The sequence below is a fragment of the Epibacterium ulvae genome, assembly GCF_900102795.1.
GTDB classification, from domain to species: domain Bacteria; phylum Pseudomonadota; class Alphaproteobacteria; order Rhodobacterales; family Rhodobacteraceae; genus Epibacterium; species Epibacterium ulvae.
In genome coordinates, this window is record NZ_FMWG01000003.1 from 191,309 (window position 1) to 205,234 (window position 13,926).

General features: G+C 50.2%; 12 protein-coding genes. 7 read left to right on the plus strand and 5 right to left on the minus strand.

All coding sequences use genetic code 11. From position 1 onward, the window contains the following. Positions 1-169 precede the first annotated feature (169 nt). Positions 170-1,990: a translational GTPase TypA gene (gene typA / locus BLP79_RS05925; protein WP_090217267.1), complete on the plus strand. Its 1,821-nt coding sequence runs from the start codon at positions 170-172 to the stop codon at positions 1,988-1,990. Between the two features lie 52 nt (positions 1,991-2,042). Here typA and BLP79_RS05930 read toward each other — a convergent pair whose 3' ends face one another. Together BLP79_RS05930 and BLP79_RS05935 are read right to left on the minus strand one after the other, a co-directional pair. After that, the gene (locus tag BLP79_RS05930; RefSeq protein WP_090217269.1) at positions 2,043-2,819 is read right to left on the minus strand and encodes a class II glutamine amidotransferase; all 777 of its coding nucleotides are present in this window, start codon (positions 2,817-2,819) and stop codon (positions 2,043-2,045) included. Positions 2,820-2,887: 68 nt separating this feature from the next. Beyond that, on the minus strand, positions 2,888-3,754 hold the full coding sequence (locus BLP79_RS05935) for a YihY/virulence factor BrkB family protein (protein WP_090217270.1): 867 nt from the start codon (positions 3,752-3,754) through the stop codon (positions 2,888-2,890). A gap of 138 nt (positions 3,755-3,892) precedes the next feature. Here BLP79_RS05935 and BLP79_RS05940 point away from each other — a divergent pair, with 138 nt between their 5' ends. The 6 genes from BLP79_RS05940 (at position 3,893) to BLP79_RS05965 (ending at position 10,265) form a co-directional block, all read left to right on the plus strand. After that, positions 3,893-4,552 carry an ABC transporter ATP-binding protein gene (locus BLP79_RS05940; RefSeq protein WP_090217272.1) on the plus strand — a complete coding sequence of 220 codons (660 nt, stop codon included), beginning with the start codon at positions 3,893-3,895 and terminating at the stop codon, positions 4,550-4,552. A gap of 233 nt (positions 4,553-4,785) precedes the next feature. Then, positions 4,786-6,960, plus strand: a complete 2,175-nt coding sequence (locus BLP79_RS05945; RefSeq protein ID WP_170830454.1) for an ABC transporter permease — start codon at positions 4,786-4,788, stop codon at positions 6,958-6,960. Next, entirely contained in the window at positions 6,950-7,993 is a 1,044-nt protein-coding gene (locus BLP79_RS05950; RefSeq protein ID WP_090217276.1) for a lipocalin-like domain-containing protein, read from the plus strand. Before BLP79_RS05945 ends, BLP79_RS05950 begins: the two co-directional genes overlap by 11 nt. A gap of 77 nt (positions 7,994-8,070) precedes the next feature. Beyond that, positions 8,071-9,162 carry an S-methyl-5-thioribose-1-phosphate isomerase gene (gene mtnA, locus BLP79_RS05955; protein WP_090217278.1) on the plus strand — a complete coding sequence of 364 codons (1,092 nt, stop codon included), beginning with the start codon at positions 8,071-8,073 and terminating at the stop codon, positions 9,160-9,162. Positions 9,163-9,169: 7 nt separating this feature from the next. Further along, entirely contained in the window at positions 9,170-9,838 is a 669-nt protein-coding gene (locus tag BLP79_RS05960) for a class II aldolase/adducin family protein (protein ID WP_090217280.1), read from the plus strand. Between the two features lie 76 nt (positions 9,839-9,914). Beyond that, positions 9,915-10,265, plus strand: a complete 351-nt coding sequence (locus BLP79_RS05965) for a DUF6614 family protein (RefSeq protein ID WP_090217282.1) — start codon at positions 9,915-9,917, stop codon at positions 10,263-10,265. Positions 10,266-10,330: 65 nt separating this feature from the next. Here BLP79_RS05965 and BLP79_RS05970 read toward each other — a convergent pair whose 3' ends face one another. From BLP79_RS05970 to BLP79_RS05980, 3 genes are all read right to left on the minus strand, one after another. Next, positions 10,331-11,803 carry a carboxypeptidase M32 gene (locus tag BLP79_RS05970; protein ID WP_090217284.1) on the minus strand — a complete coding sequence of 491 codons (1,473 nt, stop codon included), beginning with the start codon at positions 11,801-11,803 and terminating at the stop codon, positions 10,331-10,333. 1 nt (position 11,804) lies between these two features. Next, positions 11,805-12,950: a heme A synthase gene (gene ctaA, locus BLP79_RS05975; RefSeq protein ID WP_090217287.1), complete on the minus strand. Its 1,146-nt coding sequence runs from the start codon at positions 12,948-12,950 to the stop codon at positions 11,805-11,807. A 61-nt stretch (positions 12,951-13,011) separates the two neighbouring features. After that, positions 13,012-13,758 (minus strand): RNA methyltransferase, encoded by a 747-nt coding sequence (locus BLP79_RS05980; protein ID WP_090217611.1) that lies wholly within the window; start codon positions 13,756-13,758, stop codon positions 13,012-13,014. Between the last annotated feature and the right edge of the window lie 168 nt (positions 13,759-13,926).

Consider the following 13,926-nt stretch of genomic DNA (forward strand, 5'->3'; position numbering starts at 1 on the left):
TCGTGACTTGGGATTTCTTCGGTTTTTGGGCGAACCAATACGTTTAATTCCCCGCAATCACGTTCGGCTAAAAGTCAAAAGCACAATGCATCTAAAAGACGCCTTTTTGCTGGCCTTCTGGTGCGGTTCGCGCTATGGGCGGCGCAACTTCCTCTAAAAGGCTAACGTCATGGACCTGCGCAATATTGCGATCATCGCCCACGTTGACCACGGTAAGACAACCCTGGTCGACGAGCTTCTAAAACAATCCGGTGTTTTCCGTGAGAACCAGGCTGTGGCTGAGCGGGCCATGGACAGCAACGATCTGGAACGCGAGCGCGGTATTACCATTCTTGCCAAAGCGACCTCGGTTGAATGGAAAAATACCCGTATCAATATCGTTGACACCCCCGGCCACGCCGATTTCGGCGGCGAAGTAGAACGCATCTTGTCCATGGTTGATGGTGTTGTACTGCTGGTGGACGCGGCTGAAGGCCCGATGCCTCAGACCAAGTTCGTAACCTCCAAAGCACTTGCCTTGGGTCTGCGACCTATTGTGGTTGTAAACAAAGTCGACAAGCCCGATGGCGAACCCGATCGTGCATTGGATCAGTGCTTTGATCTGTTTGCGAACCTCGACGCAACAGATGAGCAGCTGGATTTCCCATCTATGTATGCCTCTGGCCGTTCGGGTTGGGCCGATATGACATTGGATGGACCGCGCGAAGATCTCTCGGCGCTGTTTGATCTGATCGTTGATCACGTACCTGCACCTGCACAGATCGCAAAACGTGAAGAACCCTTCCAGATGTTGGCAACCACGCTGGGATCCGACCCCTTCATGGGACGTATCCTGACAGGTCGCGTTGAAAGCGGTACACTCAAAGCGGGTGATAGCCTCAAGGCCCTGACCCGTGAAGGTGAGCTAATCGAAAACTTCCGCTGCACCAAAGTGCTGGCGTTCCGTGGTTTGCAGCAACAGCCTATTGATGTGGCTGAAGCAGGCGATATCGTCTCAATCGCGGGTATGACGAAAGCCACAGTGGCGGATTCTCTGGTTAATCCAACCGTTGAAACAGCCCTGCCCGCACAGCCGATCGATCCGCCAACCATTACCGTTACATTTGGCATCAACGACAGCCCATTGGCAGGCCGTGATGGTAAAAAGGTTCAATCGCGCGTTATTCGTGATCGCCTGATGAAAGAAGCCGAGCAAAACGTTGCGATCAAAATCACTGATACTCCCGGTGGTGAAGCCTTTGAAGTCGCCGGTCGCGGCGAACTGCAGATGGGTGTTTTGATCGAAAATATGCGCCGTGAAGGTTTTGAACTGTCGATTTCACGCCCGCAGGTTCTCTTCAAGGAAGAAGACGGCGTGCGTATGGAGCCTGTCGAAGAAGCCACGATTGATGTTGACGACGAATATTCCGGCGTTGTCATCGAAAAGCTAACCGGTCACCGCAAAGGTGAATTGGTAGAAATGAAGCCCGCAGGTGCTGGCAAAACCCGCATTATCGCACATGTTCCTTCACGTGGTCTGATTGGCTATCACGGAGAATTCCTAACGGATACCCGCGGCACTGGTGTTTTGAACCGCGTATTCCATGGCTGGACTCCGCACAAAGGCAAAATTCCCGGCCGTCGTGCTGGTGTTCTGATCTCGATGGAAAACGGCACCTCAGTTGCGTTTGCTCTGTGGAATCTGGAAGAACGCGGCAAGATGATGATCGGTGCACAAGCTGATGTGTACACAGGGATGATCATTGGTGAACATAGCCGTGAAAACGATTTGGAAGTGAACCCGCTGAAAGGTAAAAAACTGACCAACGTTCGCGCTTCAGGGACGGATGATGCGGTACGCCTTACCACACCAATGACGCTGAGCCTGGAAGAAGCGATTGCCTACATTGATGACGACGAGTTGGTGGAGGTAACCCCCAACGCAATTCGTTTGCGCAAGCGTTATCTTGACCCGCATGAGCGGAAACGGATGGCAAAAGCCAACGCGTAAAATCTGAATGCAGAACAGGCCATCCTAATTTCTGGGATGGCCTGTTTCTTATTTAAATCACTGGTGAAAAACCTTCAACTTGGCTATCACCGCCTTCAAAGGTCGTAAAACTCTCGGGTGGGAGAGCCTTCCAACAGTCCCCTTTATGAAGCGGTTCTGAAACCACAAGATGCCCCTGCCCGTCCTCGTTTTTCATACTATAAACAGTTGGCGCAAAGGCGTCAGACGCGTATCGTACCACAAACAGCTTTTGCCCACAGGTAAAGGCGGCCCCTATCCGCATATGTGGCAAGTGCCCATGTTCGCGACTTAACGCCTCGAGACACCCCACAGCTCGCTGCATCGCACCTTTCGGATCATCAAATAACCCTTCAGAAATGGCGATCAAAAACAGGGCTTCACTGTCCGTTGTCCCTTTACGCGCTGAATAGAGTTCATCAGGGATCATCATATCTGCACGTCTGCGAAAACTTTCAAATCCGCCAATCTGACCGTTGTGCATAAAGGACCAGCACTCATGCGAAAATGGATGACAATTATTGTGGCTTGTTGCAGTTCCCGTAGACGCTCGGACATGTGCAAAAAATAAAGGCGACTTAACCTGGTGTGTGATAGACCGTAAATTGGGATCAGACCACGCTGGATGTGTATCTCTGTATATGCCAGGTTCTTTTCGGCTTCCGTACCAAGCTATCCCAAACCCGTCTGCATTGGTCGGCGTTTTGGCTTCATAAGACAGCATTGCCTGCTCAATCAATGAGTGCTCTGGCTTGCTGACGACCTCATCCAGATAAACAGGAGACCCAATATAGGCGGCCCAACGGCACATAATAAATTCCTCACTAAGACATATCAGCCACCATATACTCAGGGACGGAGAGACGGAAAAGAATTCAATTATTCTCGCCTCTCTCCACGGTTTTGATCCATCAATGCGCCGTTGAACTCAGCTCCGAAGATCAAGATCGCTGCGTTCAGGTATAGAAATACAAGAGCTGCCATTGCTCCAGCCAGCCCAGCGTAGGTTGTGGAATATTCAGCAAAGCGGCTTACGTATACAGAAAACGCCGCACTTGCGAGCCAGCACAAAAGATAGGTTAAAACCACCCCCGGCAATATCCAAATCCATTTAGGACGCTGGACTGGAAGAACCAAATGACATACGGCGACCGCAATCAGAGGCAGGGTCATGACCAGTATCCCATTCAACCCGTTTTCCCATCCTGCTCCCAACTGCCAATTCACAATCGGGGCGAGATCCTGCAAATAGCCTGACAGCGTTTGCGCGTAAAATGGCAATACAACTTCAAACACCACTGCGCTCAACAATGTGATCCCGCCAGCGATAACCAGAAGAACGCAAATCATACGGCTTAACCAAAACGGTCGAGCTTCCGTCTCATGGTAGGCGGATACTATTGCAAGGCGGATCGCATCCACACCATTTGACGCAAAATACACGGCAAAGACCCCACCAAATGTCGCAAGGCTTAAAGATGAGCCTTGCAAGACAGCTTTGACTTCACGCACGATGGGATCAGCCACAGTTTGTGGCCACGCACCAAAGATCAGTTCAAGCACTTCATCCTTGTTCATGGTTTGCGAAAAGAGATCTGTGAATGCGCTTGCCAAGGCAACGGTAAACAAAACAAACGGAAACAGCGCAAGCATCATCGACATAGCGATATGGCTGCTCAGCACCCAACTGTTCTTAGCGTTAAACCGGCGCGCCGCCTCGACCAATGCGCTTGCTAAATAGAGCATTTGTTTCGCTTATCCTTTACGTCTTTCACTGCCCAACTACTTTGATCAAATGGTCGCACCAACATCAATTTGAATTGTGTTTGGGCTGAGTGACTTTCACAGTGACGTAGATTGAATTGACAGCGAGGCCGTATTGCGATGGCTCTTATCCTGAAAAATGTGACAAAACGATTTGACGGACAAACAGCAGATACGGCTGTATTGCGCGGGATCTCGCTGCAGCTGGAACGCGGCAGCAGCTTAGCGCTGACCGGAGAAAGTGGGTCTGGCAAAAGTACGCTTCTGCATTTGGCGGCGGCGCTTGACAGATGCGATGATGGAGAAATATCGCTTGATGGTCGGCGGTACGATAACCTAACAGATTTTGAACTTTCCAAGTTACGTAGAAAATTTATTTCTGTTGTTTTTCAGCAATTTAATCTCATTCCCTCACTCACTGTACAAGCAAATATAGAGCTACACGCACGCATTGGAGATCAGTTTGATATCGACTGGTGCGGTGCGTTAACTGATCGATTAGGGCTGTCCACGTTACAAAATCGTTATCCTGAGCAGCTTTCTGGTGGGCAGCAGCAACGGGTTGCTATTGCGCGTGCGCTGGCGATTAAACCTGCTCTACTATTGGCAGATGAGCCAACGGGAAACTTGGATGAAAGCATCAGTCTTGAAGTTATCGATCTTATGCAAGAACTGGTGAAAGAGCATTCAACGGCTTTGTTTCTTGTCACGCATTCAACCCAAATAGCAAATCGCCTAGATCGCCAAATTCATCTTAAACAAGGTCTGATAAGTAAATGACTTTGAAAGAAAAACACCGACTTATATGGCAAAGCTTTAGAACCATCATCAGCTATTGGTATCGGTCGCCTATACAGTTCTTTACAGTGATCTTTGGTTTAGCACTTGCAACCGCGCTCTGGTCCGCAGTTCAAGCCATCAACAGTGAAGCACGTGCAAGCTATGACCGCGCCAGTGCACAGCTGTCCTTAAATGACCATAGCACAATCACACATGTTACACGTGCGTTACAGTTGGCGGATTATGTCGTACTACGTCGGAAGGGCTGGGACGTAAGCCCGGTCGCCCAATTCAATCTGCCTCAGACTGCTAATATCTCAGTAATTTTGATTGATATTCTCTCACACCCGTCGCGGCGCACAGAAATGATACCAAGTGGTCAGCCCTCTACAACAGAACCTCTTGTCTGGGCAAACTACATCACGAGAAATAGGCTTGAAGCCCTTGATCTAGATATAAAAACCTCTTTAGATACTGCCCTTCCAGACAATGTAATAATCACAGACTTTAGCCAAGCTGCATCGTTGGGCCTCTCGACCACACCGCTTGATCATTTACTGCTCGCACAAGAGCAATTGCCCAATCTAAAAAGTATCGACACATTGATACCCGGCTTGAAGATCAACCGTCCCGCGTTATCCACGGACACAGGCACCCTGACCGAGAGTTTTCATCTAAACCTTACAGCATTTGGATTCCTCTCGTTTGTTGTAGGGTTATTCATTGTTCACAGTATGATAAACCTTGCACTTGAACAAAGGCGTGGACTGTTTCGCACGCTGCGATGCCTCGGAGTTCCAATATGGGTTCTAATTACTGCCCTAGGCTGTGAGATGCTCCTGTTTGCATTGATCGCTGGAGGCAGTGGGATCGGTATAGGCTATGTTCTCGCAAGCCTGTTGATGCCTGGAGTAAGCGGCACCCTACAGGGGCTTTATGGGGCGGATATTGCAGGTGTTTTGCAACTGCGCTCTGATTGGGTTTTATCTGGATTGGCAATTGCAGTTTTTGGTAGCCTGCTCGCTGGGGCGAGAGGTCTGTATCTGGTTGCGAAATTACCGATCCTTCAAAGTCCGGCGTTGTTCGCACGCAGTCAGCATATTCAACGCATTCGCAACCGTGGTGCCATCATAGGTGGCGTGCTTCTTTTTTTGGGTACCGTCGTCCTGCTCACCACCAACACCCTTATCGGCGGCTTTATTTTCTTGGGCGCGTTAATGCTTGGTACAGCGCTCGCGCTGCCATTGATCCTGTCAAAAGTAATTTCTGCCCTAACTGATCGTGCACAGCCCGGTATTTCCGCTTGGATTTGGTCCGATCTACGTGCGCAACTCCATATGCTATCACTTCCTTTAATGGCACTTCTATTGGCTGTCGCAACAAATATTGGCGTAGAAACAATGACCTCCAGCTTTCGTTTGACCTTAATTTCGTGGCTAGAACAACGGTTCACCGCTGATTTATACGTGAGACTGGAGGGAAAAAGTGCCCCCAACCACATCCAAAGCTGGCTTACCGACCAAGGAACCACAGCACTACCGTTGATGACATCAGAAACTGTAATCAACGGGCATCTGGTGTCTGTCTACGGCTTAATGGATCACCCATTTTACGAAGAAAACTGGCCCCTGATAGCGAAACAAACAGAGGCATGGCCAACATTTCACCTGGGCCAAGGCATCATGATCAACGAACAAATGGCCTATGGATTGGATTTATGGCCCGGCGATCAGTTGGTTACCGGTCATTTTTCGCAGCCTATTTTAGGCGTCTATCCAGATTATGGAAATACGCAATTTCAAATGGTTATGGCGCAGAAGCAATTGCTTCTGTCGGATAAGCCAACGCATATACCAAGTTTTACGATTTTACTAAACAAGATCGAAAAACCAGACATAATCAACGGACTAACTGAAAACTTTGGGATCCACCAAACGCAATTTTTGGATCAAAATAGTTTACGGACGCGATCACTGGCAATTTTTGATCAGACTTTTCTCATAACAAACGCGCTGAACGTGCTGACGCTTTCCGTAGCAGCCTTTGCGCTGCTTACCAGTTTTTTATCCATGTGGAGCCAGCGATTACCGCAGATTGCGCCCATTTGGGCTATGGGCATCCCTTCACAACAACTTGCTCGCTATGAAATTATTCGCAGCCTTGCCTTAGGTGCATTGGTCGCAATTTTGGCAATCCCTCTCGGGCTCGTATTGGCTTGGACGCTTCTGAACGTGATTAACGTTCAGGCTTTCGGATGGAAGCTTCCTTTCCATGCAACGCCTGTATCGTGGGTCAAGGTGACGTGCCTCTCGATACTTGCCGCATTGCTTGCAGCTCTTATTCCAGCGGGCCGTCTGCGGTCATTGGCGCCCAGCACGTTATTGAAGGTTTTCAACAATGAACGCTAAAACACTGATTATAATTGCGAGCTTTCTTTCAACCCCTGCTCACGCGCAAGGATTTGCTGGGCTGGGCACCACAGCAGATGGATTTGCGGTTCCTGATCCGAACACCCAGCTCACATTTCCCAAAGATCATGGCGCACATCCAGATTTCAGAATCGAATGGTGGTATCTCACTGCAACTTTGAAAGATGAACAGCAAAACCCTTATGGCGTGCAGTGGACATTGTTTCGACTGGCCACGTCCACAGACGACGGTAAAGGTTGGAATACGCCACATATCTGGATGGGACATGCCGCGGCCACATCAGAAACAGATCATGTTTTTGCAGAGCGCATCGCGCGCGGCGGCATCGGGCAGGCCGGTGTGGAAAGCGCCCCATTTTCTGCCTGGATTGATCATTGGCAATTGGCAGAGTCAAAAGAGACAGGAACCTATTCGCTTCATGCATCCTCTGCAGGTTTTTCCTACGATCTTAAGCTGTTAGAAACTGGTCCTCTAGTCCTTCAAGGGCAAGACGGATATTCGATCAAATCCGCGGACGGGCAAGCCAGCCATTACTACTCGCAGCCCCATTTTGACGCCAAAGGACATATCCAATTTGGAGACAAGCGGATCCCAGTTCAGGGCAACGCATGGTATGACCGGGAGTGGTCAAGCCAGCCGTTGTCAGCCGATCAAACAGGTTGGGATTGGTTTTCATTAAGGTTTGACACTGGCGCCAAACTTATGGGCTTTGTCTTGCGGGGCGAAAAAGAGAATTTCACCTCAGGCACATGGATCAGTCCGAGTGGAGAACCAACACCCTTAGCGCCCGGTGCATTTATCGCACAACCTCTGCATATCCACGATGTTCAGGGTCGTACAATTCCAACACATTGGCAGGTCGAGCTGCCAGAGAAAGACCTGTCAGTAGAAGTTAAAGCACTGAACCCAAATGCTTGGATGGGAACAAATTTTTCCTATTGGGAAGGCCCCGTAACCGTAACAGGAAGCCACAATGGCGCAGGTTATCTTGAAATGACAGGCTACGAATAGGCTTCTCTACTTGACTTTAACAAGGTTTCACCGTTTCCAAGGACCAAACGGATCTATGCAAATCTGGAGACAGCCGCATGAAGGTCAACGGGACACATTACCGCTCACTTTGGTGGGATAACTCAAAAGACGCGTTGCAGATCATCGACCAACGGTGGTTGCCTCATGATTTCTGTATTCAACAACTTGATACGCTGTCCGACTATGCAAATGCAATCGTCGAGATGCGTGTACGCGGTGCGCCATTGATCGGAGCGACGGCGGCCTATGGCATGGCGCTTGCAGCACGATTGGACGCGAGTGATGCACATTTGAATGCAGTTTGGGACCAGTTAAACGCAACCAGGCCAACTGCGATTAATCTTAAGTGGGCACTGGATCGATGCCGTGCAGCACTGTTGCCACTGCCAGTCGACGCACGTGCCAATGCCGCCTTGTCTCTTGCGCACGCGATTTCTGATGAAGATGTCGAAATCAACCGCCGCATTGGTGAGCACGGCTTGAAACTGATCATGGACATCGCCAAGAACAAACCAGAAGGTGAACCAGTTCGCTTGCTAACCCATTGTAATGCCGGTTGGATAGCGACCGTTGACTGGGGCACAGCAACAAGCCCAATGTATCACGCGCACGACGCCGGGGTACCTATCCATGTCTGGGTCGACGAAACCCGCCCACGCAATCAAGGCGCGCTTACCGCCTGGGAGCTTGGCAGTCACGGGATTAGCCACACCTACATTACAGACAACGCAGGTGGGCACCTCATGCAGCATGGACAGGTTGATCTAGTAATCACAGGAACCGATAGAACCACGCGCCAAGGGGATGTTTGCAATAAAATCGGTACGTACCTCAAAGCTTTAGCAGCAAAAGATAATGACGTTCCATTTTATGTCGCCTTACCATCACCGACCATTGATTGGACTGTCCGCGACGGTGTGAAAGAAATTCCGATAGAGGAACGCGACGCACGCGAAGTCACCCATGTTCAAGGTCGAATGGAAGATGGCACAATTGATGTGACACAAGTGACGCCACTTGAAACTTCTGGTGGCAACCCTGCCTTTGATGTCACGCCAAACCGGCTTGTAACCGGTTTAATAACAGAACGCGGTATTTGTGAAGCATCGGAAGAAGGCCTGTGCGATCTGTTTCCAGATCTGGCATAAACTCTAAATGGTATCATCAACTTACAAAGACACATTCATTTTAAGACGAGCAATCATCGATGCCTGTCTCGAAATGAATAACAGCGGCATCAATCAGGGAACGTCAGGTAATATCTCAGTACGTATAGGGAGCGAGATGCTGATAACCCCCTCAGGTATCCCTTATGAGAAAATGACACCTGAGATGATTGTAACGCTACCGCTTTCGGCTGAAAACGCCCCAAAAACCACAGTGAAGCCCTCCTCCGAGTGGCGATTTCACCGGGATATTTTGCGCGCCAAACCAAATGTGCAAGCGGTTGTTCATGCACATCCCATTTATGCCACAGCGCTTGCTATGAACCGACAAGAGATCCGAGCCTGCCATTACATGATCGCTGCCTTTGGTGGAGACACTGTCCCAGTAGCAGATTACGCGCTCTTTGGCACCGATGCGCTATCCGGCACGGTCACTAAAGCCTTAGCAAACCGCAGTGGCTGTTTAATGGCAAACCATGGTGCAGTGGTCGTTGGCGATACCCTAGACAGTGCGTTGTGGCGAATGGTTGAACTTGAAACACTTGCGAAAGGATATGCGACCAGCCTATCCATCGGAGCACCGCATATCTTGAGCGAGAGCGAAATCAAAGAGACGCTGGCGGCGTTCAAAGATTACGGGCTGCGCACAGCGTTTTAAAAACCCAAAGCAATTTACCTTGCTGAAACTCATTCACGCTAAAGTAGAAAGATCTGATCTTTCGCTGGAGCGTCCGATGAATCTTTACCATTGCTCAATTGATCTGCGCCACGAAGCAAAGGCGCTGGTGTTTGCAAATGCCATCGACCAATGGATGTCTTATCTGCAAGAGCGAGGCACAGTCCTTTCGTGGCGTTTGATGCGGCGTAAATTGCACCTCGCCAGTGACAAAGACCGTGATTTCATTCTGGAAATTGAGTTTGAGAATATGACACAGCTGGATCAGGCATTTCGTGTTCTTGGGGAACAGGACGAAGAGGTTGAACGTCTTTATGCAAACGTCTCCAACCTGATCGCAACCACTGATGTTGGCTTATACCGCCCTTTCCCAGATCCAGAACGGGCCGAACGCATGGCGTTGATCTAGAGATATGGCAGCGCTACATCTTAGCAGCGCTGCTTATTTCGTGTAGTGGCCAAATCTAATTCTGACTAGAGATCATAGAGTTCAGAAAATTTCTGTTCCAGATATGTCATCAACGGAAGATGGTTCGGCTCTTCCCCCGTGGCATGTGCAATCGTGTCAACTGGCATACGCAAACCGCCGTGCTGTTGTAGGTTGTTTTTTAACCATGATGTTGCGCCACTTGTTTTACCATTGGCAAGGTCTTGTTCCAACATAGGCACGTCACGCCGAAGCGCTTGATAAAGGCAACCCGCATAGACATTCCCAAGGCTATAGGTCGGGAAATAACCAAACAAGCCTACAGACCAATGGACATCCTGTAAAACACCGTTGGATGGTTTATCGACCGCATATCCAAAATCAGCTTCAAACCGGTCATTCCATGCTGCTTCAAGGTCTTCGACCTCGAGATCGCTTTGCATCAACGCACGCTCTAAATCAAAGCGGAGCATAACATGCAGGTTATATTGCAATTCATCCGCTTCTGTACGGATATAACCTTTGTGCACCGCATTGACGGCGGCATAAAACGCTTCTGGCGTATCAATTCCAAAATCGCCAAAACGCGCGCGCATCTGTTCAAACAACCATCCGGTATAGGCACGGCTGCGTCCCAACTGGTTTTCGTAGATCCGGCTCTGGCTTTCGTGGACCCCCATGGAAACCCCGCTCCCAAGCGGGGTTAACAGATATGCCTTATCGATATTTTGCTCATAGCACGCGTGTCCGGTCTCATGGATTGTCGAATAAATACAGTTAAACGGATCGTCGTCACTGGTTCGCGTGGTAATTCGTACATCTAATCCACCGCCAGAACAAAATGGATGCACGGCTTTATCAATACGACCGTGGTCCATCTGGTAACCAAAGGATTGCGCAAGCTTTTCTGTCAGTTGCAGCTGTTTTTCCGCATCGAAATGACCACGAACCCCTTTGGCTTGTGGTTTTTCCAAAACGCGTCCGCGCAGATCGACCAAACCGGGTCGCAGCGCATCAAAAAGCTGGGCAATTTCTGCAGCAGTCGTCCCTTTTTCATAATCCTGCACCATCGCATCATAGACATCACCATCCGCGTCAGAGAGCGCCTGCCCCTCCTCACGCTTCAGTGCGACCACTTCTTTTAATACGGGCACGAACGTGGCGACATCTTCGTCGGCACGGGCCTGCGCCCAACGCCCCTGAGCTTCGGATGTGACGCGTGCCAGCGTTTTAGCAAGATCTGCAGGCACCTTACACGTGCGCTCATAAGAACGTCGAATTTCACGCAAATAAGCCTGTTCTACTGCATCCGTTGCTTCAGCGACCTCTAACCATTCCGCGATGCGAGGATCCGAACGGCGCGCGTGCAGCACCGCCTCCATTGCTGACATTTCCTCACCACGCTGTGGCGCCGCCCCCCGTGGCATCATCGTCTCTTGATCCCAACCCAGACGCCCAGCAATCTGTCCCAATGCCTCAGTTTCGCGTTGAAACGCCATAAGCTCTGCAAAGGCTGTCATATCATTGATCCTTAATAGACGTGGTTATCGGGTAAGCTGACAAGAAACGCGCACGTAGGATCAAGACCCAAAACACAACTGCCAAAAGCTGATGCAAGATTGCACTCTGCCAGGGTGCCCCCTGCAGAACTGTGATGATACCCAGTAAAATCTGTAGCGTCATCGCAGCCATCACAGCATTAAACGCAAACCGCGTTGCACCGTGTGCGCTACGCCGACCGCGCAGCCAGACCACAACACCAAAAATGGCAAGCAGATAACCCGAGACACGGTGGATAAATTGAACAAGGCCCGGGTTTTCCAAAAAATTCCGCCAAAGAGGTTCGATTGAAAACGCATCTGGTGGGAAAACTTGCCCGCCCATGAGCGGCCAATCCGTATAAGATCGTCCTGCATCAATACCAGCGACCAGCGCGCCAAGTAGGATCTGAAGCATTGCAAAATGCAAAAGCCCAGTCGACATGCCATAGATCTTTGCTTCTTTTGCGCGACGTGCCTGCATCAGATCACGTTCACTGCGACCAAGTTGGAACATGAACCAAGAAATGTAACCCAAGATCAAAAACGCAATACCAAGGTGCGTGGCCAAGCGATAAGAGGCGACCGATGTCATACCTTCGCCAGAGGTCACGCCTGAAGCAACCATCCACCAGCCAATTGCTCCTTGAACAGCACCTAACGCCCCCGGTAAGAGCAGCTTACCAGTCCAACCTGTTGGAATTTTCCGGGCAATCAGAAAACCAAAGAACCCCAGCGCCCAGATCAATCCCAGAACGCGGCCCAACTGGCGGTGCCCCCATTCCCACCAGTAGATCTCTTTAAAGTCTGACAGGCCCATCCATTGGTTTTCAATCTGCCATTGGTCGATCTGTTGGTATTTTTCAAATTCAGATTGCCACTCCGCCTCTGAAAGAGGAGGGATAGCACCGGTGACGGGACGCCACTCCGTGATCGACAGACCACTGTCGGTCAAACGGGTTAGCCCCCCCACGACAATCATCGCCACCACAAAGGCAAACAGGATGCCAAGCCAAATCCGAATTGCGCCACGCGCGCCATCGCGTCCACGGTCCAATAGCCCGGGGACAATCGCAGATGCCTCAGCTTTGGTGCTATCCACCTCTTCAAAAATGCTACGCTTGCTCATGCTCGCCTCGCTTTGTTTTGCAAAACTGCCGCCACGGGGCGCTCAGTAGAACAGTCTTCGCTTATTTGCTGATATCTTTCCAGCGCACCATCTGTCGCATCACCCCATGCAACATCTGCACATCTGCGCGTGTCAGCCGCATGCGGCTGAAAAGGTTGCGAAAGACCACACGCATTCCCGGTGCTTTCTCTGGCGGATAGAAAAAGCCTGCCTCATCCAAACGGTCTTCATAATGTTCTACCAGCTTCTCAACCTCGATATTGCTGGCCCAGTCAGATTTGCCGATATCCAACGTTTCATGCTCAATCTCCTCTGATTGGCGCCGCCACTCATAAGCCGTGAGCAAAACACACTGCCCCAAATTGAGTGAAGCGTATTCAGGGTTCACAGGGACAGTGATGATCGCATTTGCACGCGCAATGTCATCATTTTCCAATCCTGCACGTTCAGGACCAAACATAACGGCAACTTTCTCACCTGCCGCAATTTTTTCAGCAGCCAGTTTCATAGCACCTTCCGGGCTATAGACCGGTTTGATCAGCTCACGGGGGCGAGCTGTTGTCGCAAACACAAACGTGCAATCGCTTAGCGCGTCGGGCAAAGTATCTGACAACTGTGCCTCATCCAGCAATCGCCCTGCCCCTGACGACATCGCCACCGCTTTGGGATTTGGCCATCCGTCACGCGGAGCGACAATGCGCATCCGATCTAAACCAAAATTCCACATCGCACGGGCCGCAGCGCCGATGTTTTCCCCCATTTGAGGACGGACCAAAACAAAAGATGGTTGAGGGGTGTCAGTTGGCATCTCATTCTCCGAAAAATCGGTTTTGCTGTAATCTGCATTGCGTCTTGGGGCAAGGTCTCGCAGGATGATCCGATTGAAAAGCAATGCTGAACGCCTGCAAATCCTTGCACCTTTGGCAAAATACGCTAAACACCGGAAAATCTAACCGTTATCTTACGCCAAATACAG

Coding starts and splice junctions, on each gene's coding strand:
- typA (WP_090217267.1), top strand. CDS start 170: ATGGACCTGCGCAATATTGCGATCATCGCCCACGTTGACCACGGTAAG.
- BLP79_RS05930 (WP_090217269.1), bottom strand. CDS start 2,819: ATGTGCCGTTGGGCCGCCTATATTGGGTCTCCTGTTTATCTGGATGAG.
- BLP79_RS05935 (WP_090217270.1), bottom strand. CDS start 3,754: ATGCTCTATTTAGCAAGCGCATTGGTCGAGGCGGCGCGCCGGTTTAAC.
- BLP79_RS05940 (WP_090217272.1), top strand. CDS start 3,893: ATGGCTCTTATCCTGAAAAATGTGACAAAACGATTTGACGGACAAACA.
- BLP79_RS05950 (WP_090217276.1), top strand. CDS start 6,950: ATGAACGCTAAAACACTGATTATAATTGCGAGCTTTCTTTCAACCCCT.
- mtnA (WP_090217278.1), top strand. CDS start 8,071: ATGAAGGTCAACGGGACACATTACCGCTCACTTTGGTGGGATAACTCA.
- BLP79_RS05960 (WP_090217280.1), top strand. CDS start 9,170: ATGGTATCATCAACTTACAAAGACACATTCATTTTAAGACGAGCAATC.
- BLP79_RS05965 (WP_090217282.1), top strand. CDS start 9,915: ATGAATCTTTACCATTGCTCAATTGATCTGCGCCACGAAGCAAAGGCG.
- BLP79_RS05970 (WP_090217284.1), bottom strand. CDS start 11,803: ATGACAGCCTTTGCAGAGCTTATGGCGTTTCAACGCGAAACTGAGGCA.
- ctaA (WP_090217287.1), bottom strand. CDS start 12,950: ATGAGCAAGCGTAGCATTTTTGAAGAGGTGGATAGCACCAAAGCTGAG.
- BLP79_RS05980 (WP_090217611.1), bottom strand. CDS start 13,758: ATGCCAACTGACACCCCTCAACCATCTTTTGTTTTGGTCCGTCCTCAA.